Annotated in this window: 3 protein-coding genes; 1 reads left to right on the top strand and 2 read right to left on the bottom strand. The window is 47.1% G+C overall.

The window, feature by feature from the left end; translation table 11 throughout:
* Positions 1 to 181: 181 nt before the first annotated feature.
* Entirely contained in the window at positions 182 to 22,576 is a 22,395-nt protein-coding gene (locus Xsto_RS08750) for a non-ribosomal peptide synthetase (RefSeq protein WP_099124796.1), read from the bottom strand.
* A 469-nt stretch (positions 22,577 to 23,045) separates the two neighbouring features.
* The gene (locus Xsto_RS08745; RefSeq protein ID WP_099110811.1) at positions 23,046 to 23,657 is read right to left on the bottom strand and encodes a hypothetical protein; all 612 of its coding nucleotides are present in this window, start codon (positions 23,655 to 23,657) and stop codon (positions 23,046 to 23,048) included.
* Positions 23,658 to 24,049: 392 nt separating this feature from the next.
* Here Xsto_RS08745 and Xsto_RS08740 point away from each other — a divergent pair, with 392 nt between their 5' ends.
* Positions 24,050 to 24,916: a DUF817 domain-containing protein gene (locus tag Xsto_RS08740; RefSeq protein WP_099110812.1), complete on the top strand. Its 867-nt coding sequence runs from the start codon at positions 24,050 to 24,052 to the stop codon at positions 24,914 to 24,916.
* Positions 24,917 to 25,212 lie beyond the last annotated feature (296 nt).

Raw genomic sequence — 25,212 nt, 5'->3', positions numbered from 1 at the left:
TTTTTTTGGGTAGTCAGTGATAATCATTCATTTTGTATCACACAAAATATGTATATGTTGGTGTGCGTACACCACATTGGAATCTGTGTCATTTTTTGAAGAAAATGCTCAGCCAGTGACCAATTTTGTTGACTACAATACTAACGAGGCTGGAATACCAGCCTCGTCAATAACAGTGATTTTACAACAGTACGTCTTCTTTACTTCCTAATAAATTAACGGCTTCAGTGCTGATAGGGTAAACCGCATCAATCATATTTTCGTGATAATAATCAGTAACCTGCTTAACTACTATTGGCTTGGCTGACCACTGAGAAATATTATTATCCGGTATCTCTGTGATTAACTGGCCTATTTGTAGTTCAATTTCGCCTTTATTTAATGAATTAACCTGACCGGCTTTAAACAAAGTGATGTTAGTCTGGTTTAATTGACCGCTTAATTCACAATTGGCAATGGAATTTTCAAATGGCATAATCTCCAATATCTTGTTGATATAGGTATTTGTAGCTCCCAGTTTCTGCAAGTTTTCAGTCACTATTTCATTTATTGCTGAGATATCTAATTTATCTCTGAGTGCTTTTATTTCCTCGTTATTGAGTACAGTATCCAATAAAAATAGCTGAATTTTTGTTGCACCCAGTTGCTCTAACTGAAAGGCAATTTCCATCGCTAATTGCCCGCCGAGTGACCAGCCCAGAATATAAATAGGTTGATCAATAGTGGTTTCGGTCAGCATTAATTCTCTATAAATCTTAGCCAACTGATACAGTGAATCGGTTGGATTATCCGTGCTGAGATTATAGTTGTTAATGCCGATGCAGTTATAGTTATCAGAGAGTGCACTTGCCAGCGATTCATAAACTTCACTGCCGCCATTGGCCGGATGGATCATAAATAACTTATTGGTGGCGGTTGACTCTGGTGTGAAGAAATTCAGTAATCCGGGTTGAGTATAAGCTATATCTGTTTCCAGCCATTGCGATAACGAAGAAATGGATTTACCGCTAAACAAAATATTTAACGGAATATCAATTTGCAGGGTATCGCGGATTGCGGAGGTAAGTTTAATGGCTACCAGTGAGTTTCCGCCGATACGGAAGAAATTATCCTCAATACCGACTTGTTCCACTCCCAGTATTTCCTGCCAGATGGTACATAACTGTGTTTCCAGTCCATTGCGAGGGGCGACATAGTGATCACTATTTCCCCAGACCGGTTCCGGCAGGGCACGGCGGTTCAGCTTCCCATTCACGGTCAGCGGGATGGACTCAATACGGGTAAAGCTGGCAGGCAGCATATATTCAGGCAGACGGGAAGAAATGTAGCCACGCAGGGTGTCATCAGACAATCTGTCGTCTGTCACCAGATAAGCGACCAGTACAGTATTTCCGCCATATTCATGATCCACTACGACCGCTTGTTTCACCTGTGGATGTGAGAACAGGACACTTTCGATTTCACCCAACTCAATGCGGAAGCCGCGAATTTTAACCTGAAAATCATTTCGACTCAGATATTCCAGTTTGCCGTCCGGCTGCCAGCGTACCCGATCGCCCGTTTTATACAGGCGGGTATAGCCCTGAAGCTTATCTTCATCTGTGGCAAATGGATTTACCACAAAGCGTTCAGCGGTTAATTCTGGCTGGTTTAAATATCCCCGTGCGACACCCGCACCACCGATATACAGCTCCCCCGGTGCACCGACAGGGACAGGATTGCCATGACGATCAAGAACATACAGGCGTGTGTTATCAATACCGCGGCCAATGGATAGGTCATCTCCCTGCAATAAGTTTTGGGTTGCACAGACAGTGATTTCTGTCGGGCCATATTGATTAAATACAGTGATTGCCGGTGGCAAATTCAGGGCATTCAGAGTTTCTCCTCCTGTATGGATAATTTGCAGGGAAGAGCGGAATAAATCAGCGGAGTAATGATTCATTAAGGCGGTTGGTATAAATGCTCGTGTTATTGCGTGGGCATTGATAAATGCCAGCAATTGCTCACTATTCACTGTCACTGTGGCAGGAGCGATATATAAAGATGCTCCCGCGGTCAGGGCCGGGAAAATCTCAAAAACTGAAGCATCAAAAACGTAGTTGGCGAAAAACAATGTTCGGGTTTGTGGATGCAGTGAATGGGTTCGGATAATAAACTGGCTCAGGTTGTTGACGCTGGTATGTTCTACCATCACGCCTTTGGGCTGCCCCGTCGTGCCGGAAGTATAGATGATATAGGCTAAGTCAGAGGCTGAATTTATCTGAGCCGGATTCTCCACGGGCTGAGTTGTTGTGACAGTTGGGTCATCAGTTGCTATCAGTAACGGCTGTTCTTTATGTGACTGACAGTAAGTTTTGAGCGTGATGAAGTATCGTTGCTGAGTCAGTACACAACCAGCGGCTGTATCCGACAGAATAAACCGTACCCGTTCGGCAGGATATTCCGGTGAAATAGGTACATAAGCGCCACCGGCTTTCAGCACCGCCAGAATACTGATAATCATTTCCGGGCTGCGGTCAAAATAAAGGGCTATTGGGGTATCCGCTTGCATCATATTATTACTCTGTTGCTGATAGCATTCGCGGATCACATAAGCCAGTTGATTGGCCCGCTCGTTTAACTGGCGGTAGGTCAGGGTTTCCTCCTCAAACACCAGTGCCACATTGTCCGGTGTCTTTTCCACCTGTGTTTCAAACAGCTGTTGCAGGGTTTTATCCTGTGGATACGGTACATTGGTCTGGTTCCAGCTGTGCAGTAAGGTATGGCGTTCCTCCTCACTGAAGAAGGTGATTTCGGTATGAGGCTGATGTGGATCGTTCATCACAGCGAATAAAATGCGTTCAAGCTGATCCAACAGGCGTTGAGTCTGCTCTTCCGTCAGCCAGTCTTCACCGTAACTGAGTTTGATGATTAAACGGTTATCCTGTTCATAGGCCATGAGTGACAGTGGATAGTCTATTTTTTCCACCGACTGGCGGAATGCCACGGTATGCTCGATGCCCGAGTTATTTTCGTCTGCAACCGGAACAGGATAGTTTTCAAAGACCAGTAAGCTGTGGAATAACCGCTCTCCGTCAGATTGCAGACCGGAAAGCGATACCGCACTGTGGCTGTTCAGGCCGGCGATATCCTGCTGAATCACCTGTAAAACCGCCGTTATACTATCGGTGTGATCCCATTGCACCATCAGCGGCAGGGTATTGATATACAGGCCGACACTATCCGCAATACCTTCCACGGGCACATCACGGCCGGATACCGTTGTGCCGACAATGGTCTGCTCATCACCGGTATAACTGTTCAGCAGTTTATGCCAGGCAAATTGTAGGGCCACATTCAGGGTCACGCCCTGCGCCCGGCAGGTATTTTTCAGCTGCTCATAAGCGTTGCCCTGTAAGATAATTTCCTGCTCAGCGGGGTATTCAATGGTTTTTATCTGAGTTAAATCAACACGGTGGCTTAACAGCGCTGAAAGATCATTGGTGCCCTGAAATTGCGCTTTGCGCTCTGCCCAGTAGCGGTCTGATTCGGCCTGATGCTCCAGATAATATTGCTGAGTAGCCGGATAGGCTTGATCTACCCTGATTTCAGGCATGTTTCCCTGAATGATGGCGTTGTAATACTCATGTACAGTCTGCAATAAAATCGGATTACTCCAGCCATCGATAATACTGTGGTGCAGGGTGGTGAGCACCGTGACCAGTTGCTCATGCTGTTGGATCAGGGTAAAGCGAATCAACCCTGGGAGGCTGAAATCAAACGGCAGGGCGCGATCCCGTTGTTGAATTATACTGATGGCTTTGTGTCGTTCATCCTCCGGCAATGAGCGGATATCTTTCATGCTGAAGTTGGCGGTACTGATACTCGCTCCCTCAGTAATAATTTGTAATACCTCTTCTGTCCAGTTAAAGGCGGTTCTGAGGATAGGAAAACGCAGTGAAGCCAGTGACCAGGCTTGCTGGTAGGCCGCAAAATCGAGTTGAGTGTGGTAATCCAGTAATATCTGGACGCAATAAGCATCGTCCTGCGGCTGAGCCAGATGATGATAGATAAACCCTTGTTGCAGGCTGGTGGCGGGGTACAAGGCTTCAATCTGATACACCTGTTGAAGCTGGCGCAGCAGCTTGATGGAAAGCCCCTTGATACCATAATCCGCGGGGGTTTTTATCCCACCGGATTGCGCCTGTTTCTGGGCGGTAGTGATGACAGAACGGAGCGCCTGTTCAAAGGTGGCAATAAATGTCTGTGTCTGATCCGCGGTTAAACGGGAACCAATCTGGAATTGTAGCTGACCGGCCTGAACCAGTCCGTTGATGTTCAGCAGCAGGTGACTGTGATTTTCGTTTGCTGAGGTGTTGCCCGTATCGTCACGGGTCAGTGCCCAGTCTTGTTCGCTTTCACCTCCCAGTTGGCCCAGATAGTTGAAACTGATGGCCGGTAAATCCCCGGTCAGAGCACCCGCCTGACGTAATGCTCCATAACCTATCCCCTTATTGGGGACGGCGCGCAGCATCTCTTTGGTGTGAATAATGGTCTCAGCAATATCTTCCTGCATTGCCAGACGGACAGGATACAACGTAGTAAACCAGCCAATGGTTTCAGAAACATCCAGTGTATGGTCGATATTTTCGCGTCCGTGGCCTTCCAGCGTGATGGGGTTAACGGATTGTGAGAACACCTCCGGTAAGGCCAGTGCCAGTGCGCTCAGCAATAAATCATTAATATCGGTCTGATAACCGGCATTGGCTTCCCGCAGTAAAATGCCCGTCAGTGCAGCGGAAATACTTAGTGTATGTTGGCTGAGGTTATCAGAAGCTGTGTGAGCAGAAGTTTCTGCCAGCGCTTGTTGCCAGTAGGCAACTTCCTGTTGATGCTGTTCAGCATACTGATGGATGGCCTTCACCCACTGCCGGTAGCTGCTGGTTTTGGCGGGCAGGGTTTCACCCTGCAATATCCGTCGGATATCTTCCGCGATAATCCTCCACGATACGACATCAATAATCAGGTGATGTGCGGCGAAGAATAAGCGCGCACTGCCATCCGCGTAACCAGTCAGATGAGCCGCCTGCCATAATGGCCCATTATCGTAATTAAAGTGATTTTGCCATTGCGTCAGTTGTTGATGGAGTGTTTCCTTATCTAACCCACGAATATCACAGTGCGGTAACGGAAGCGGTGAAGATGGCATTTTGGCTGGGTAACACTGGCGATAGCCCTGTTCTGTTCTGACAAAATGAGCGCGTAACATATCATGCCGCTCAGTCAGTGCCGTCAGCGCCTGTTCAATCTGTGCGGATTTGATATCGCCGGGTAACTGAATCATAAAGGCCTGATTCCAGTGGTGTGGATTTGGTAGTACCCAGTCGAAGAACATTTGCTGAACAGGTAACAGGTCAAATTCCCCGTTTAATATTCCCTGTTCCGCGATGATTGTATCGGTAGAGGTTTCCTGCATCAGTAATTGGGCTAACTGAGCCACCGTCGGTGCCTCGATAATTGAGGTAACCTGAAGAGTAAAACCCGCCTGCCGTAGTTTCGAGACCAACTGGATACTGATAATCGAATCACCACCAATGCGGAAAAAGTTATCATCAATACTTATCCGCTCCAGCCTTAAAACTTCCTGCCAGAGAGTGCACAGCCGGGTTTCCAGTGCATTGCGGGGGGCGACATAATTATCGCGATCTCCCCAAACTGGATCAGGCAATGCGCGGCGATCAACTTTTCCATTCAGGGTCAGCGGAATAGCGTCAATCCGGGTAAAACTGGCCGGTAACATATAATCCGGCAGGTGTGCCGATAAGTAGTCAAGCAGGCTTTCATCGGAGATCTGTCCGTCTGTTACCAGATAAGCGGCCAGTGCTTTATGACCATGATGTTCACGGTCAATCACCACCGCTTGTTTCACTTGTAGATGGGATGTGAGTGCACTTTCGATTTCACCCAGTTCAATACGGAACCCGCGCAACTTCACCTGAAAATCATTGCGGCTAAGGTATTCAATATTACCGTCCGGTAACCAGCGGGCGAGATCGCCGGTTTTGTACATGCGGGCATTCGGTTCCGGAGAGAACGGATCGGTCAGGAAACGCTCTGCTGTCAGTTCAGGCCGGTTCAGGTAGCCTCGTGCGACACCGCCTCCGCCAATATGGATTTCGCCGGGCACACCTGCGGGAACGGGTTGGCCTTGATTATCCAGAATGTAGATGCGCGTATTATTGATAGGCTGCCCGATGGGTAGTTTTCCGTTTTCCATCCGTGGCATATCGTAAGCTGTGGCAAACGTGGTGGTTTCTGTTGGCCCGTAGACATGCAGTAAATGTTGAGGAGAATATTCCGCCCGGAGGCGCATGGCGGCCCGATTATCGCTCTTTTCACCGCCGAACAGGACATAACGCAGTCCTGACAGTGCAGGGGCGATCAGGTCGGCATACTGGTTAAACAGCGCCGTAGTCAGAAACAGCGCACTGACACCGGCGGCTGACAGGCACTGACCAAATTCGGCTGGCTGTAGCAGGGTTTTCTCCGGTACCAGCAGGATACGGGCACCATTCATTAACCCTGACCAGACTTCCCATGTCGCAGCATCAAATGAAATATTGGCACAATGCGCAATGCAGTCATCCGGCCCGATATCGGCAAAGCCATTATTGATAATCAGGCGCAGAACATTGCGGTGCTCCACCATGACGCCTTTTGGTAAACCTGTCGAGCCGGAGGTATAGGTGACATAAGCCAGATGGCGCGATGTCAGCCCTAATGCCTGTGTATCAGGATCCGTGCCCGGCAAAGTGGCAAGCTCTGCCGCCTGAGCATCAAGCAATACCGTGGTGACGGAGACGGATAATTTTTCCACCTGTGTGGTTTGAGTCAGCAGGGCGACCGGCGCTGAATCTTCCAGCATAAAACTGAGTCGTTCAGTCGGGTAGGACGGATCGAGCGGTACATAAGCCCCGCCTGCCTTGAGAATGGCGAGTAACCCCACCACCATCTCCGGGCTGCGCTCAAGACAAATAGCCACCCGATCATCAGGACGTACACCCAGTGCAATCAGATGATGAGCCAGTTGATTGGCTCGGGCGTTAAGTTCGCCATAACTGATGCTTTGGTCTTCAAAGATAATGGCGATGGAATCGGGATGTTGAGCAGCCTGAGCTTCAAACAGCTGTGGCAGGGTTTTATCCTGTGGATAAGGGGCCGCTGTCTGATTCCAGCGGTACAGAAGAGTATGACGCTCTTCTTCGCTGAGGAAAGAGACTGACGTATGTGGCTGATGTGGGTTGCTGGCGACTGCGTATAGGATACGTTCAAGCTGACAGAGTAAATGCTGCACCTGTTCTTCTGTCAGCCAGTCTTCCCCGTAACTGAATTTGATAACTAACTTGTTATCGTGTTCATAGGCCATTATCAGCACCGGATAATCGACTTTTTCGACCGCTTTACGGAATGTCAGGGTATGTTCGATACCGGCCATATCTTCGCTTACCGCCGGAACAGGGTAATTTTCAAAGACCAGCAGGCTGTGGAATAACCGTTCACCGTCAGATTGCAGGCTGGACAGGGCAATATCACTGTGGCTGTTGAGAGCAGCGATATCCTGCTGAATGGCCTGTAAAACCGTTGCCACACTGTCGGTGTGATCCCACTGCACCATCATCGGTAATGTATTGATATACAAACCAACACTGTCCGCAATACCCTCCACGGGCACATCTCGGCCGGATACGGTTGTACCGACAATGGTCTGTTCATCACTCGTGTAGCTATGCAGGAGTTTATGCCAGGCAAATTGCAGAGCGACATTCAGGGTTACGCCCTGCGTCCGGCAGATCTCTTTAAGCTGTTGATAGGCACTATCCTTTAGAGTCAGTAACTGTGCAGCGGGTTTTTCAACGGTTTTTACCTGTGTTAAATCAATGGAATGGCTCAGTAAAGCTGAAAAATCATTGGCTCCCTGAAACTGAGGTTTACGCTCTGCCCAGTAGCGGTCTGATTCTGCTTTATGATCCAGATAATATTGCTGTGTAGCCGGATAGGCTTGATCTGCCGTGATTTCAGGGAGTTCACCCTGAATGATGGCGTTGTAATACCCATGTACAGCCTGTAATAAAATCGGTGTACTCCAGCCGTCGATAATGCTGTGGTGTAGCGTGACAAGCACTGTAGTCAGTTGTTCACGTTGTTGAATCATCGTAAAACGAACCAAACCGGGCTGACTTAAATCAAACGGCAGGGTACGGTCAGTTTGCTGAATTTCGTCAATCACCCGGTTGCGTTCGGCTTCTGATAATTGGGTGAGATCTTCTCTTCTGAAGTTGGCCGAACCAATACTGGCCTCGGTTGTAATCACCTGTAATATTTTCCCTTCCCAGTCAAAGGCGGTTCTTAGAGTAGGGAAACGGAGCGAAGCCAGTGCCCACGCCTGTTGGTAGGCGGCAATGTCAACATCGGTGTGATAATCCAGCAACCATTGTACGCGATAGGCATCATCCTGCGGCTGAGCCAGATAATGGTAGACAAAACCTTGTTGCAGGCTGGTGGCGGGATACAGGGCTTCAATTTGATACTGCTGTTGAAGCTGGTTTAATGACCGGACTGAAAGCCCTTCAATACCATAATCACTGGGCGTTTTTATCCCTCCTGATTGCGCCTGAGCCTGCGCAATGGCGATAACGCGGTTGAGCATTTGCTCAAATGTGGTGATAAACATTGTTGTCTGGTTTGGCGGCAGACGGGAATCCACACTGAATTGCAGTCTCCCGGCCTGAATTGCGCCATTGATGCCCAGTAATAAATGGCTGCTATTTTCGCTGGCTATCGCATTCCCGCAATCATCACTGGTGATGCTCCAATCCTGATGGCTGGCTCCTCCCAGCTGACCGAGGTAGTTGAAACTGATAGCCGGTAAATCACCGGTCAGATATCCCGCCTGATGTAGTGTGCTGTAACCAATACCTTTGTTCGGAATATCACGCAGCATCTCTTTGGTCTGAATAATGGTTTCGGCAATATCAGACTGTATTTGTAACCGAACCGGATACAGAGTAGTAAACCAGCCAACGGTTTCAGAAACATCCAGTGTGTTATCGATATGTTCCCGACCGTGTCCTTCCAGCGTAATGTGATTGACGGGGTTCGCAAAGACGTTCTGTAAAGCCAGCGCCAACGCACTCAGAAGTAAATCGTTAATTTCAGTGTGATAACCCGTATTGGCTTCATGCAGCAGAATGTTTGTCGTCTCCACAGAAAGACTTAACGGGTGACGGGTAACGTTATCCTGTGCTGGTTTAGCATCATGGCCTGCCATCACCTGTTGCCAGTAGGTAATCTCATTCTGATGCTGTTCGGCGTAGTGATGTACTGCGGCTACCCATTGGCGATAACTGCTGGTTTTTGGGCGCAACGCCATCCCTTGCAGGAGGAAACGCATATCTTCGGCAATAATCCGCCACGATACGGCATCAATAATCAGATGGTGGAAGGCAAAAAATAATCGGGCACTGCCATCTGCGTAGCCGATCAGATGAGCCGCCTGCCATAATGGCCCGTTGTGGTAATCAAACCCGCTTTGCCATTGGGTGAGTTGTTGATGCAGTTCTTCCTGATTGAACTCACGGATATCAACATGTTGTAAAAGAGAAGGTGAGCCCGGTATTTCTGCGGAATAGCACTGGCGGTAGCCGCTTTCGGTCTTAATAAAACGGGTACGTAGCATATCGTGCCGTTCAGCCAGCACTGTCAGTGCTTGTTCAATCTGCGCAGATTTAATATGACCGGGTATCTGAACCATAAAGGCCTGATTCCAGTGGTGGGCATTGGCGAAATTCCAGTCAAAGAAAGTCTGCTGAACAGGCAACAGATCAAATTCTCCGGTTAGCCATCCTTGTTCGGCAATGACTTTCTCAGTAGAAACAGTTTGTGCCAGTAATCGGGCTAATTGTGCCACCGTGGGTGCTTCAAAAATGGCTTTCACCTGAAGGGTAAAACCGGCCTGACGCAATCTGGAAACCAGCTGGATGCTGACAATCGAATCTCCGCCAATACGGAAGAAATTATCGTCAACGCTAATCTGCTCCAGCCCTAATACATCCTGCCAAATATGACACAGCTGAGTTTCCAGTGCGTTACGAGGCGCAATATAGTGCTCCTGAACGCTCCAGATTGGCTCTGGCAGGGCACGGCGATCCACTTTGCCGTTCAGCGTCAGCGGAATAGATTCAATAATGCTAAAGCTGGCAGGCAGCATATATTCCGGCAAGCGGGAAGAGAGATGTTCCATCAGGCTATCATTGGACAGTGAAGCTTCCGTCACCAGATAGGCTACCAGCACCTTATGGTTGTTATGTTCCCGATCAATGACGACGGCTTGTTTTACCTGTGGGTGGGCGGTCAGGGCGTTTTCGATTTCGCCCAGTTCAATACGGAACCCGCGTAGCTTCACCTGAAAATCGTTGCGGCTAAGGTATTCAATATTGCCGTCCGGTAACCAGCGGGCGAGATCGCCGGTTTTGTACATACGGGCGTTCGGTTCCGGAGAGAACGGATCGGTCAGGAACCGCTCTGCTGTCAGTTCAGGCTGGTTCAGGTAACCCCGGGCAACGCCATCTCCGCCAATGTAAAGTTCTCCGATTGCCCCAATGGGCACGGGTTGTTCATCTGTATTCAGTAAATAAATCCGGGTATTGGCAATCGGACGACCGATAGGGATAGATTGAGTTACATCAACCGTTTCCGTCATTGTATAAGTGGCGGCAAAGGTGGTTGTTTCTGTTGGGCCATAGCCGTTAATCAGGTGAACAGGTGAGGTTTCTGCCAACTGTACCTGTTTTATTTTCTGCGGATTTAGAATATCGCCCCCGACAAGTAAATAGCGTAGTTGTCCGAAGACCGGAAGAAGAGGATCAAGGTACTCGTTAAACAAGCCTACGGTTAGCCATAATGCGGTCACTTTACCTTTAATCAGGATGTCGCGGAAACGAAGAGGGTCGAGCAAGACCGATGAAGATACAATATACAAGCGGCTGCCGTGAAGTAGGGCAGACCAGATTTCCCATGTAGCGGCGTCAAATGATGGGTTAGCGCAATGAGCAACGCAGTCAGCAGAGTTTATGTCAGCAAAGCCATTATTAATAATCAGGCGTAAAACATTGCGATGCTCCACCATTACGCCTTTTGGCTGCCCGGTAGAGCCGGATGTGTAAATGACATAAGCCAGATGGCGTGATGTCAGTCCTAAGGCCTGCGTATCAGGATTTGTATCCGGCAGAGTAGCAAGGAATTGAGCCTGCTCATCGAGCAATACCGTGGTGAAGGAGCCGGATAATTTATCCGCCTGTGTGGTTTGAGTCAGCAGGGCGACCGGTGCCGAATCCGCCAGCATAAAGCTGAGCCGTTCCGTCGGGTAGGTTGGATCGAGCGGCACATATGCCCCGCCTGCCTTGAGAATAGCGAGTAATCCCACAATCATCTCCGAACTGCGTTCAAGGCAAATAGCGACACGGTCATCAGGGCGTACCCCCAGTGCAATCAGATGATGAGCCAACTGATTGGCACGCCGGTTGAGTTCTCTGTAGCTGATGCTTTGGTCTTCAAAGATAACGGCGATGGCTTCGGGATGTTGGTGGGCCTGAGCTTCAAACAGTTGTGGCAGGGTTTTATCCTGCGGGTATGGGGCAGCCGTCTGGTTCCAGCCGTGTAGCAGGGTATATCTCTCCTGCGCAGATAAAATATCAATTCTGGATAAGGCTTGTTGCTGATCTGCCACAAAAGCGCTTAGTACCCGCTGATAACTGGCTGCCAGCCGCGTGATCGTATTTTCGTTAAACAGGCTGATCGCGTAATTAAGGCAACCCGTAATGCCGGTTTTCCCGTCGGATAAAAACAGGCTCAGGTCAAACTTGGCAGGGCTGTATAGCGGTTTATCCAGAGTTACCGAACAAAATGGCAGATGGATTTCGCTTGACTGAGGTTCACTCTGAGCACTGAACATCACCTGAAAAATCGGGTGACGTGAAGTATCACGCTCAAGGTTCAGGGCATCAATAAGTTGTTCAAACGGCATATCCTGATGCGCTTTGGCTTCGCTCACTAGTTGATGCGTCTGCTTAATCAGCGTTTCCACGCTGGTGGTTTGTTCAAGTTGTGCCCTTAAAACCAGCGAGTTCACGAACATGCCAATCAGAGGTTGAGTCTGGGCATGGTGGCGGTTATCCGTTGGCGTTCCCAGAACAATATCGTCCTGTCCGGAGAGTTTCGCCAGCGTGACGTAAAAGGCACTCAGCAACACGGTATAAAGAGTGGTTTCCTGTGATTTTGCCAGTGTCCGCAACTGTTCTGAGAGGGGGATATCCAGTTCAAAACTGAAATCCTGCCCCTGATAATTTACCTGCGCAGGTCTGGGGTAATCAGTGGGTAAATTCAGTGAAGCATAACCCGCCAGCGTTTGTTGCCAGTAAGCAAGCTGTTGTTCATAGTTATCACCCTGCAAATAATGGCGTTGCCAGACAGCATAATCTCCGTAGTTGATCTCCAGAGGTGTAAGCTGGTAGTCACGGCCATCCCGTAGGGCAGGGTAAATCTCCGCCAGTTCATTGATGAAAATATCGGCAGACCAGCCATCAAAGGCGATATGGTGCCACAACAGCAATAAATAGTGTCTGCCAGTGACCTGATAGTGACGCAAGCGCAGGCTAGGTTCATCAGACAGATCAAATGGTGTGGCTATTTCAGCCTGCACGGTACTCAGCAGCGTTTCCATCGTCTCACAGGACCGGGATTGAATAACCAGATTGCAATCCATTTCCTGCTGATAAATCTGGCCGTTATTATCAGGTTGGTACACCATTTTTATTACTGAATGGCGCTCAGCCAGCCGATTAATGGCGGTTTCTAATACAGGCAGACAGGTTTCATCATCCAGCTGAACCAGATAAGGAATATGGTAGGTATCGGATCCTTGTTCAAACTGCTCGATAAACAGCATCCGCTCCTGAGTAAAGGATAAGGGATAACGATTCAGGGCCAGATGCGGAATAACCGTATAAGTCTGCTTCTCCATCTGCGTGACCAGACCTGCGATGGTTTTCAGCTCAAAGAGTTGTGCCAGCGAGATTTCAGTTGTCAGTATGCGGCGGATCGCGGCGGTCAGTTTAATAGCGGTCAGGGAGTTCCCGCCGATACGGAAGAAATTATCTTCAATCCCCACCTGTTTCAGCCCCAGAACATCCTGCCAAATGGAACACAGTTGAGCTTCCAGCGCATTGCGGGGAGCAACATAACCGGTTTTATTGCCGAAAACCGGCTCCGGTAATGCCCGACGATCGACTTTACCGTTTTTGGTCAGAGGAATTGCCTCAATGGAGGTAAAGCTGGCAGGCAGCATATAGTCAGGCAGACGGGAGGATAAATAACGGGTTAATGCATCATCTGCAAGTTCACCATTGATGACCAGATAAGCGACCAGCGTTTTGTTGCCGTCATATTCGCGATCAACCACGACTGCCTGTTTTATCTGTGGATGTGAAGCAAGAGCGCTTTCGATTTCACCCAGCTCAATACGATAACCTCGGATCTTAACCTGAAAATCGTTACGTCCCAGATATTCCAGCTCCCCATTTGGCAGCCAGCGGGCTAAGTCGCCGGTTTTATACAGACGGGTGTAACCGCGTTCTTTGTCTTTCTCCGAGGCAAAAGGGGTCTGCACAAAACGTTCAGCGGTGAGTTCTGGTCGGTTTAAATAGCCCCGTGCCAGTCCTGCGCCACCGATATACAGTTCGCCCGGTGTACCAATCGGGGCCAGATGTCCGTATTGATTCAGAATATAGGCAGACATATCACGAAGTGGCCGCCCGATGCAGGAGACTGTGGTGGCATCATTTTGGGTTAATTTTTTATAGGTCACATGAACAGTGGTTTCGGTGATCCCGTACATATTGATGAGGGCAGGAGTTTGATCGCCGTAATGATCCCACCAGGGTTTCAGTTGTGCCGGATTTAGTTTATCGCCACCGAAGATCACATAACGAAGGCGAGGGAATTCCGCTTTTATATTTAATGCCGCGTCAATAAAGGCATAAAATGCGCCCGGTGTCTGGTTCAGAACGGTGACGTTCTGATCTGAACAAAGGCGGCTGAACCGGTTAAAATCTTTGGTACCCTCAATAGTCGGGATAATCAGGCGTCCGCCATAGAGCAATGCCCCCCATAATTCCCAGACACTGAAATCAAAAGTGTAAGCATGATACAGCACCCAGATATCATTCTGGTCAAATTGGTAATCTGCCTGTGTGCTGGCAAATAAGCGGGCGACATTTTCATGCGTCTGCAACACGCCTTTTGGTTGCCCGGTGGTGCCGGAGGTATAAATAGCATAGGCCAGATCGGTTGCCTGATGCGTGAATGCCAGATTCTCCGTTGACGGGTTTTGTGCTACAGCCGGATCATCTGCTGTAATCAGAGCGGGCTGTTCCATCTCTGTTTGTGTACATGCTTTCAGCGTTTCCAAATACTGTTGCTGAGTCACTACACAAGGAGTCTGGGTATCTTCCAGAATAAAGCGGACTTGTTCAGGCGGATATTCCGGTGAAACGGGCACATAAGCGCCTCCCGCTTTCAGTACTGCCAGAATACTGATCACCATTTCCGGGCTGCGTGCCAGATAGAGCGCAATCAGCGTATCAGCCGGCATCGGTTGATGATGCTGTTGCTGATAACGCTCACGGATCACAACTGCGAGTTGATTTGCCCGTTCGTTTAACTGGCGATAGGTCAGCGTTTCGTCCTCAAATACCAGTGCCACATTATCTGGGGTTTTGTCTGCCTGAGCCTCAAACAGTTGTGACAGGGTTTTATCCTGCGGATAGACCATCTCAGCCTGATTCCAGCGATACAGCAGAGTATGGCGTTCCTGTCCCGACAGGATATCCAGCCCGAATAGCGGCTGTTTCTGGTCTGCCACAAAAGCCACCAGTACCCGCTGATAAATATCTGCCAGTCGCATAATGGTCGTTTCATTAAACAGACTGACCGCATAATTCAGGCAGCCGGAAATCCAGCTTTGGCTATCGGATAAATACAGATGCAGGTCAAATTTAGCCGGGCTGTACAGAGGCTCTTCCAGTATTACCGGGCTGAATGGCAGAGGCGTTCCCTGTGGCAGACTTTCTTCGGGATTTTGTAAGCCGAACATCACCTGAAAAATCGGATGGCGAGAGGTATCGCGCTCAATGCCGAGTATTTCAAGTAACTGTTCAAACGGTATATCCTGATGTGCTTTAGCTTCGGCAACTAACTGATGGATCTGCTGAATCAGGTTTTCTACGCTGGTGGTTTGTTCAAGTTGTGCCCTTAAAACCAGCGAGTTAACGAACATCCCAATCAGAGACTGCGTCTGGGCATGGTGGCGGTTATCCGTCGGTGTCCCCAGAACGATATCGTCCTGTCCGGAGAGTTTCGCCAGCGTGACGTAAAAGGCACTGAGCAACACGGTATAGAGGGTAGTTTCCTGTTTTTTTGCCAGTGTCCGCAACTGTTCCGAAAGCCGGGTGTCCAGTACAAAATTGAAGTCCCGTCCCTGATAACTGACTTGAGCAGGTCTGGGATTGTCAGCAGGCAAAGCCAGCGGTTCATAACCTGCCAGCGTTTGTTGCCAGTAATTCAGTTGATGCTCATATCTGTCACCCTGTAAGTAGTCACGCTGCCAGACAGCATAATCACCGTAAGTGATTTCCAGTGGTGTGAGCTGGCAGGTACGGTTATCCCGTAAGGACTGATAAATTTCTGCCAGTTCCGCCATAAAAATAGCGATAGACCAGCCATCAATAGCGATATGGTGCCATAACAGTAGTAAATAGTGGCTGTCAGCTACTTGATAGTGGCATAAACGCAAGCTGAGTTCTGTAGTCAGGTTGAATGGGCGTGCTATCTCAGTGCGCGCCGCATTCAGTAGTTCGTCCATATTTTCGCAGGATTGGGAGGTTATCTTCAGATCCCTGTCCAGCACCTGTTGGTAAATCTGGCCTTCATCATTAGGACGATAGACTGTTTTTATCACGGAATGACGTTCAGCCAGCCGGTTGATGGCAGCCTCCAATAAAGGGAGGCTAATGTCGTTATCCAATTGAACCAGATAAGGCGCATGATAAGCATTGCTGCCCTGTTCAAATTGTTCGATAAATAACATGCGCTCCTGCGCAAAGGATAAAGGATAGTGCGCCTGTGCCAGATGAGGGATAACGGTATAACTCTTCTCCCTCATTTGCGTTGCCAGCTCTGCAATGGTTTTCAGCTCAAACAGCTGGGTGAGTGAGATTTCAGTTGCCAGAATACGATGAATAGCCGCAGTCAGCTTAATGGCGGTCAGGGAGTTCCCCCCGATTCGGAAGAAATTATCTTCAATGCCCACCTGTTCCAATCCCAGAACATCCTGCCAAATGGTACATAGCTGGGTTTCCAGTGCATTACGGGGGGCGACGTATCCCATTTTATTGCCGAAAACCGGTTCCGGTAATGCCCGTCGATCCACTTTGCCATTCACTGTTAAAGGGATTGCATCAATATGGTTAAAGCAGGCTGGCAGCATATATTCAGGTAAACGGGCGGATAAATGACGGATTAATACATCATCGGTAAGTTCGCCATCGATAACCAGATAAGCAACCAGCGTTTTGTTGTCGTCATGTTCACGATCAATGACTACCGCTTGTTTTACCTGTGGGTGCAAAGTCAGTGCCCGTTCAATTTCCCCCAGTTCAATACGATAGCCACGGATTTTGACCTGAAAATCATCGCGTCCCAGATATTGCAGTTCACCATTTGGTAGCCAGCGGACTAAATCTCCGGTTCGGTATAGGCGGGTATATCCTTTGGTTCGGTCTTCTGCGGTGGCAAAGTGATTAGGCACAAAACGTTCAGCGGTCAGTTCAGGCTGGTTTAAATACCCCCGCGCCAGCCCGGCTCCGCCTATATACAGCTCGCCCGGTGTGCCGACAGGAGATAAATGACCTTGTTCGTCAAGGACGTAAAGGAGGACGTTATTAATGGCTTTGCCGATATTAGCCGGGATATCCCCATGCTGAAACTGCTTTTCAGTCGCACACACCGTGACTTCTGTCGGGCCGTAAGAATTCAGTACACGGCTGGTTTGGCTGAAGTGTTTAATGAAATCGGAGGACGGTGCTTCTCCCGCTGTCACCAATACCCGCAAAGAAGGCAATTCAGTATCAGTCAGTAATTTCAGCATAGCGGGGGGTAAAGCTGCCGCTTCGATACCTTCACGTTGAATGAGTTGGGCAACTGAAATGACATTCCGTTCTGTTTCACTGCAAAGGTAAAGCGTGATCCCTCTGAATAGGCAGGGGAATAATTCAAAAACTGAACCATCAAACACGTAGGCAGCAAACATTAAGGCTTTCTTTATGTTCGAGGTATCCAGAATGTTTGTTTGCGCAGCCGCCATATGAGCCACATTGTTGTGCTCAATCATGACTCCTTTGGGCTGCCCGGTTGTGCCGGAGGTATAGATGATATAAGCCAAATCGGTGGAGGTATTGATCCGTACCGGATTTTCTACAGGCTGATCTGCGGTGATGGTCTGGTCATCTGATGCAATCAGTATCGGTTGTTCAGGCAGTGCCTGACAATATGTTGCCAGTGTTGTCAGATAATGTTGCTGAGTCAGTATGCAGAATGCCGCGGTATCAGCCAGAATAAACTGGACCCTTTCAGCAGGATAGGCGGGTGAAATGGGAACGTAAGCACCACCTGCCTTCAGCACCGCCAGCATGCTGATTACCATTTCCGGGCTGCGATCGAAATAAAGTGCTACCGGCATATCTGCCTGCAACTCTTCATTATGCTGCTGTCGGTAACATGCCCGAATAACACAGGCCAGTTGGTTCGCCCGTTCATTCAGCTGACGATAAGTCAGAGTTTGGCTTTCAAATACCAGTGCTGCATTATCCGGTGTTTTTTCCACCTGAGTTTCAAACAGTTGTTGCAGTGTTTGATCCTGTGGATATGGCGCATCGGTCTGATTCCAGTGATGCAACAGAGTCTGATATTCCTGCTCTGACAGGATGTTAATGTTAGCCAGCGTTTGCTGGTGGTCTTCGACAAAAGCCGCCAGCACACGTTGATAATAGTCAGCCAATCGTCCGGCAGTGTTTTCACTAAACAGACTGACGGCATAATTGAGGCAACCGGTAAGACAGGTCTGTCCATCCGATAAGAACAGGCTCAAATCAAATTTAGCCGGGCTGTATAAAGACTCATCCAGATCAACCGGACTGAACGGCAGTGCAGGGTTGTCTGTCAGGCTTTCCCCAAAACTCTGTAAGCCAAACATAACCTGAAAAATCGGGTGGCGGGCGGTATCCCGTACCATCACCAGTGCGTCAAGCAATTGTTCAAATGGCATGTCCTGATGATCTTTGGCACCGGCAATGACTTTATGAATTTGCCTTATCAGGGTTTTTACACTGTCGGTCTGTTCTAACTGTGCCCGCAGTGGCAGTAAGTTGATGAACATGCCCATCAGAGGCTGAGTCTGGGTATGATGGCGATTATCTGTCGGGGTTCCCAGCACGATATCATTCTGCCCGGATAGCTTCGCCAGCATGACATAAAAGGCACTGAGCAGAACGGTGTACAGAGTCGTTCCTTCTGTTTTGGCCAGCGCCCGTAACTGTTCGGAAAGGACGGGGTTCAGCGTAAATGTACAATCCCGGCCCTGATAACTGACTTGTGCCGGTCTGGGGTAGTCTGTTGGTAAATCCAGTGTTTCAAAGCCTGCTAGCGTATGTTGCCAGTAAGCCAGTTGTTGTGCATGTACTTCGCCCTGTAAATATTCCCGTTGCCATCGTGCATAGTCACCATAGCCGATCTCCAGCGCCGGTAATTGGCTTTCCCGCCCTTGCAGAAGTGCGTGATAATTTTCTGCCAGTTCGGTGGTAAAAATATCGGTAGACCAGCCATCAGTGGCAATATGATGCCAAAGGAACAATAAGTAATGGCTTTCAGCCACTTGATAGTGGCACAAACGTAGACTTGGCTCAGTGACCAGATCAAACGGGGTGGCGATTTCGCCGCGTACTGATTGTAAAAGAGTATGCATATCCTGACAGGATTGTGATCTGAGTTTGAGGTTTTCTGCCAGTACTTGTTGATATTCATGCCCGTGAGCATCGGTACGGTACACCGTCTTCATGATCGGGTGACGATCAACCACTCGATTAATCGCGATTTCCAATAATGACAAATCCGTGTTGTCATCCAATTGCACGAGATAAGGAACATGATAGACATAAGTTCCCTGCTCAAAACGCTCGATAAACAGCATTCTTTCCTGAGCGAATGACAGCGGATAACGTTCCTGTTCAATATGAGTAATAACCATACCGGTCGCTTTCTGCATCTGTGCTGAAAGCCCGGTAATGGTTTTAAACTCAAAAATCTGACTTAATGAAACTTCCAGCCCTAATTGCTGGCGAATGGCGCTGATCAGCTTAATGGCTGTCAAAGAATTCCCGCCAAGACGGAAGAAATTATCTTCAATTCCTACCTGTTTCACGCCCAGAATAGTCTGCCAAAGATCACAAAGCCGGGATTCCAGTTCATTACGCGGGGAAACAGAACCGGCTTTATTGCCGAAAGCGGGTTCTGGTAATGCCCGTCGATCGACTTTACCGTTCTGGGTCAGTGGGATGGATTCAGTGTATGTAAAGCTGGCAGGCAGCATATAGTCAGGCAAGAGGGCAGATAAGTGGCTGATTAACGCCTCATCTGAAGGTTTTTCAGGGCTAACCAGATAAGCGACCAGAACCTTATTGCCTTCATATTCGCGATCAATCACTACCGCCTGTTTTACCTGTGGATGCGAAGCGAGCGCGCTTTCAATTTCCCCCAGTTCAATGCGATAACCGCGGATTGTGACCTGAAAATCATTACGTCCCAGATATTCCAGTTCCCCGTTTGGTAGCCAGCGGGCTAAGTCGCCGGTTTTATACAAGCGGGTGTAACCGTATTCTTTGTCCTTATCCGTGGCAAATGGGTTTTCCACAAAACGTTCAGCCGTTAATTCCGGCCGGTTTAAATAGCCCCGCGCCAGTCCGGCACCGCCGATATATAGCTCACCGGGCGCGCCAATAGGGGCAAGCTGCCCTGAATGATTCAGGATATAGGCAGACATATCACGCAGCGGTCGCCCGATGCAGGAGACGGCGGTTGCATCACTCTGAGTTAATTTTTTATAGGTTACATGGACAGTGGTTTCGGTGATCCCATACATATTGATGAGGGCAGGAGCCTGATCGCCATAATGATCCCACCAGGGTTTCAGTTGTACCGGATTCAGTTTATCACCACCAAAGATGACATAGCGAAGATGAGGAAATTCAACGTTGGCTTTTAATGAAGCTTCGATAAAGGCATAAAACGCCCCCGGAGTCTGATTCAGTACCGTGACATTCCGTGCAGAACAGAGACGGCTGAATTGTTCAAAATCCTTGGTGCACTCTGCTGTCGGAATAATGATACACCCGCCATAGCGTAGTGCTCCCCATAATTCCCAGACGCTGAAATCAAAGGTGTAGGAATGGTACAGCACCCAGATATCATCCTGATTAAACTGATAGTCTGCCTGTGTACTGGCAAATAAACGGGCGACATTTCCATGTGTCTGTAACACGCCTTTTGGCTGCCCGGTGGTGCCGGAGGTATAGATAACATAAGCCAGATTAGTGGCCTGCCCAGCGCATAGCAGATTTTCCGTGGAACAATTTTCGGTCACGCTGCGGTCATCTACGGCAATCAGAACAGTTTGTGCCGGTGCACATTCGCTCAACACTGACAGGTATTTTTGCTGAGTGATCACACAGAAAGAGCTGGTATCTTCCAGAATAAACCGAACCCGTTCCGATGGATAATCCGGTGAGACAGGCACATAAGCGCCGCCTGCTTTCAACACCGCCAGAATACTGATCACTATTTCCGTGCTGCGTTCCAGATAGATTGCAACCAGTGTCTCCGCCGGCATCGGTTGATTATGCTGCTGCTGATAACGTTCACGAATAACAACTGCGAGTTGATTCGCTCGTTCATTTAACTGGCGATAGGTCAGCGTTTCATCCTCAAACATGACCGCCACATTATCCGGCCTGATGGCTGCCTGAGCTTCGAAATGTTGTTGTAGGGTTTTATCCTGTGGATACGCGATATCAGCTTGTTTTTGGAGATATAATAATGTTTGACGTTCCTGCTCTAATAAAATAGGTAACTCATTGACTGGAACAGAAGGCGTCTCAATGATAGCAGCTAATAAATTTTTCAGTCGCTCAAGCGCATTTTGAATATCGGCATCATTAAAATAGGCCTGCAAATAATCTACCGTTATTTTTAATTCCTGATTATAACCGTGATCTTTCAGGCGGAATGCGATGGGATAAATATTAAATATTCCATCAATATGGCAATGCTGATTCTGGTTAATTTCAGTGGCTGATGCTGAATAACGGTCGTAGGCAATAAAAATACCGGGTAAAGAAAAACCCTGTTGACTTGCTAGCCGGGCAAGGTGTGATTGAGGGAACTGGCTGTGTCTGTAACTGTTTTTCAGAGCCGTTTCCATCTCTCTGATTTGTTCAATGACACTGGATGTTGGCGAAATATGGCAATGTACGGGATACGTATTGGCCTGCATACCAACGACATATTTCTCTGTTTCTGTTCTTCTGCCATGTGTAATGGTATTAAAAATCAGCTCTTTTTGCCCTGTAAGTTCAGCCATCATGATGGTGACAAGGCTGGAAAAGACAGCCAGCAAATTCGTTTTATGTTGACGACAAAAAGCCAGTAAACTTTCTTTAGCTGAAAAGGGCAGTATCAGGGAGTGATAACCGGTTTCATTATTTTTATAGTGAGGGGGTAAGTGATGTATTTCTTTTTTTCTTAAAAAGTCAATCCAATAATTTTTATCATTCTTATAATGAATACTATTTAAATAATCCCTTGCGTTCTCTATCGATGTTAAATATTGCGGAATATCTGATAGCCATGCTGTCGATAGGCCTTGTTTAAGGCAGTCGTATAACTGATAGATATACTCATGAAGCCGATATAATCCAACGCTATCTATCATAATGTGGTGGAATAGCGTGAATAAATAACATTTTTCATTATTCAGCCGGATTAATGTCACCTGATAGGGTGTTGTCTTTAAGTAATTGACGGGGATATAGGTTTGTTGCCGCATCCAGGTAAGAGCATGCGTTTCGGGTTCAGGCTGCATTGTGGCATCATAGTATCTGATTAATTCGGGTTTACTCAGATCCGGAATATATTGTATAGCCTCATTATCTGAATCTATTGCTATCCGCAAGCGTAATGTATCAATATGCTGGTGCAGTAGATCCCATGTTTTTTGTAAAATCGCTATATCAATATTTTCTTCTAATGACGTATACCAACTAAGGCTGTGTATCGGACTATTTTCATAAAGTGCCTGCTCGTAAAATACATCCTCCTGAGAAGGGTGAAGAGGATAAAAACCCGAATTCAAAGAACCCTTAAATGCTCTCATAATAAATTATACGAATGTATTCCGTTTACAAGTTATTTGTAATTGATTCCGTAATATTTCAAACTGTCATTTACGACTTAGTGGGTATAATTCATCATGGTATCATTACAGATAATCTCGCAATCTTTCAACATCCTTCCTCATGAAAAATAGTTAATGTTTATCAGTGAATGATTCTGTTTTTATTTATTACTGCATGATCATAACTCATGATTATGAAGTTTTTCTGGTCATTTTGGTTGCGGGATATATTATTTTTTATTCGCTATAACTATTTTCATGCTGGATATATTGGAATGGGCTGGTACTTTTCGTTTCGTCAATAATGATTAAATTGATTTACATCAAGTTATCATCTTTGTTTTTTTAACGTGTTGGTTATTTATTTTCTGGCAACAAAAATAGATTTGATAATTATTTCATGGCAGGGATAATCAGGATTATTTATTGAAAACTTTTAAATTATTAATCATCGATACTTAAATCGATTACTATTTGGAATAGGGACAAAAGCATTTCCTTGCTGAATCCGAACTCTTTGACTATCCGGCAATTTGTGCCAGGGACGGGTAAATACATCCCAGCATGATGTAGTGATAGAGTCGTCCTGTAAATTTATATTTGACTTGTACCCTATTGCCCAGCCAATTTTTACTCCTTCCTCTATTAGCGTCTGAACAAGTGTAGGCAAGAATTCACCTTTACCCGCCTGACAGGCTTTCATTGATATCAAACCAACCTGAGTTAGCCCATAGTCGATAAGCATACGAGCAAATGATGCACCATCAAGCCCACCAAACTCTTCGTGGTAAATTCGGTTGCCATGATCTGAACCATGAGCAACGACGATTAATTTTGAATTAAGATCGCACTGAGCAAAGGGCTTATCCGCAGGTTGAGAAAATTGACTGTGAGGAGGAGGTAAACACTGATAGCCGGAAATGGTTTTTGTGGCAAAGGAATGTGCCTCAGGTATCCGGTATTTTCTTTTGAATACTTCACTGGTTGGTAACAGAGGATCTCTGGGCCTGTTTGGTCTATTGACCGGAAATAATAGTATAAAAACTTTATTCCATTTCACGGTGTTACTTCTCCTTGTTATCGGAAAATAAATAATACGTATGCTTGGAAGCGGCTGCTTTTAGTGCAGTACTATAGCGGTTTTTGCTGATTGAAGATTAAATAGATGAGAAATGTTTGTAAGGAAGTCTGTGATTTCTGTGTTAGTGAGCCATACGAACACAACAGTTAAGTCTGTAATTCGGGATAAAAAAGCAGGCGATTACCAGAAAAATCAATATTAGCTCTTTATATACAATGGATTTCAAGTTGTATCGCGGTGGTAGGGGTGAGCGAGTGCAGATAATAAAAAAGCAACCTGAAAGACGAAGTGTATAACATACCATATTTTGTTAGAATTCGTGATGTGAAATAGGGATTACTGTAGTGAATTAACAACAATAGGTTAATTGAATGGAAAGTATGTACCAGAAACTTAATGTTCTGAATAGAATTGACAAAATATTAATGGAGCATAAGCCCAATAATAGCACCGGTGTTAAACGGTTTATTTTAGAGTTTCTTTTTTTTGGTTTGATTAATGCCCGTTCGTGTTTATTTGCCGGTTTCTTTTTTCTAGCTTTATTTTTAGTGCCGGCAAAAGGTATCTTGGGTATACCGCGTTATGATGTGCTGTTGGTCTTTGCAGTAGCCTTTCAGGCATTGTTAATACGATTTAAACTTGAAACATGGGATGAATTTAAAGCGATATGTGTATTCCACTTAGTTGGTTTTATCATGGAGTTATTTAAAACATCAGCTTCTATCAGTTCATGGCAATATCCTGATGCTGCATTCACTAAACTTTGGGGAGTCCCGTTGTTTACAGGTTTTATGTATGCCGCTGTAGGGAGTTTTATTATACAGTCATGGCGCTTCTTTAAAGTACGCATTGAGCATTATCCACCGTACTGGATGGCAACATTGGTAGCTCTGGCTATTTATATCAACTTCTTTAGCCATCATTATATTGATGATTATCGCTGGTACTTGACGGCTTTTATTTTTGGGTTGTATGCCCGTGGCACTATTTTTTATACGCCATTGGATAAAGAAAGAAAAATGCCACTGTTATTAGCGTTTATATTAATTGGTTTTTTTATCTGGTTAGCGGAAAACTTCGGCACCTTTTTTGGGGTTTGGCAATATCCTAATCAATTAGGCGCTTGGTCTGTTGTTCATGCAGGGAAGTGGGGGGCATGGTCATTATTGGTCGTTGTGACCTTTACGATTGTTGTCCACCTTAAACATATCAAATCAAGTGTGGCAATTGCCCGTTAGGGTAGTTTTGCCAAGTGGTGGGGTTCAGGAAGTTACCCCACCATTGTCCACTCAGGTGGATGAGGTGTGATATACACTTCGTCTTTCAAGTTGCTTCTTTGTTGGCTGCGCTCGTTCACCCCAGTTACATAGTTATCTATGCTCCTGGGGATGAACTCCCTTGCCGCCGCGATGCATCTTGAAATCCATTGTGTATATATACGCAATTAACTTGAAGATGCAGGAATTAAAGTCTGGAAATTATCGGTCAGCCGGGTAGCTAATTCCTGTCCTTTTTCGGGTAAGGTGACATGAAA

The sequence above is a fragment of the Xenorhabdus stockiae genome, assembly GCF_002632825.1.
In the GTDB taxonomy this organism is placed as follows: Bacteria; Pseudomonadota; Gammaproteobacteria; order Enterobacterales; family Enterobacteriaceae; genus Xenorhabdus; species Xenorhabdus stockiae.
The sequence above is the reverse complement of the archived record's forward strand: the minus strand, read 5'-3'. Positions and strand labels throughout refer to the sequence as shown.

Coding starts and splice junctions, on each gene's coding strand:
- Xsto_RS08750 (WP_099124796.1), bottom strand. CDS start 22,576: ATGAGAGCATTTAAGGGTTCTTTGAATTCGGGTTTTTATCCTCTTCAC.
- Xsto_RS08740 (WP_099110812.1), top strand. CDS start 24,050: ATGGAAAGTATGTACCAGAAACTTAATGTTCTGAATAGAATTGACAAA.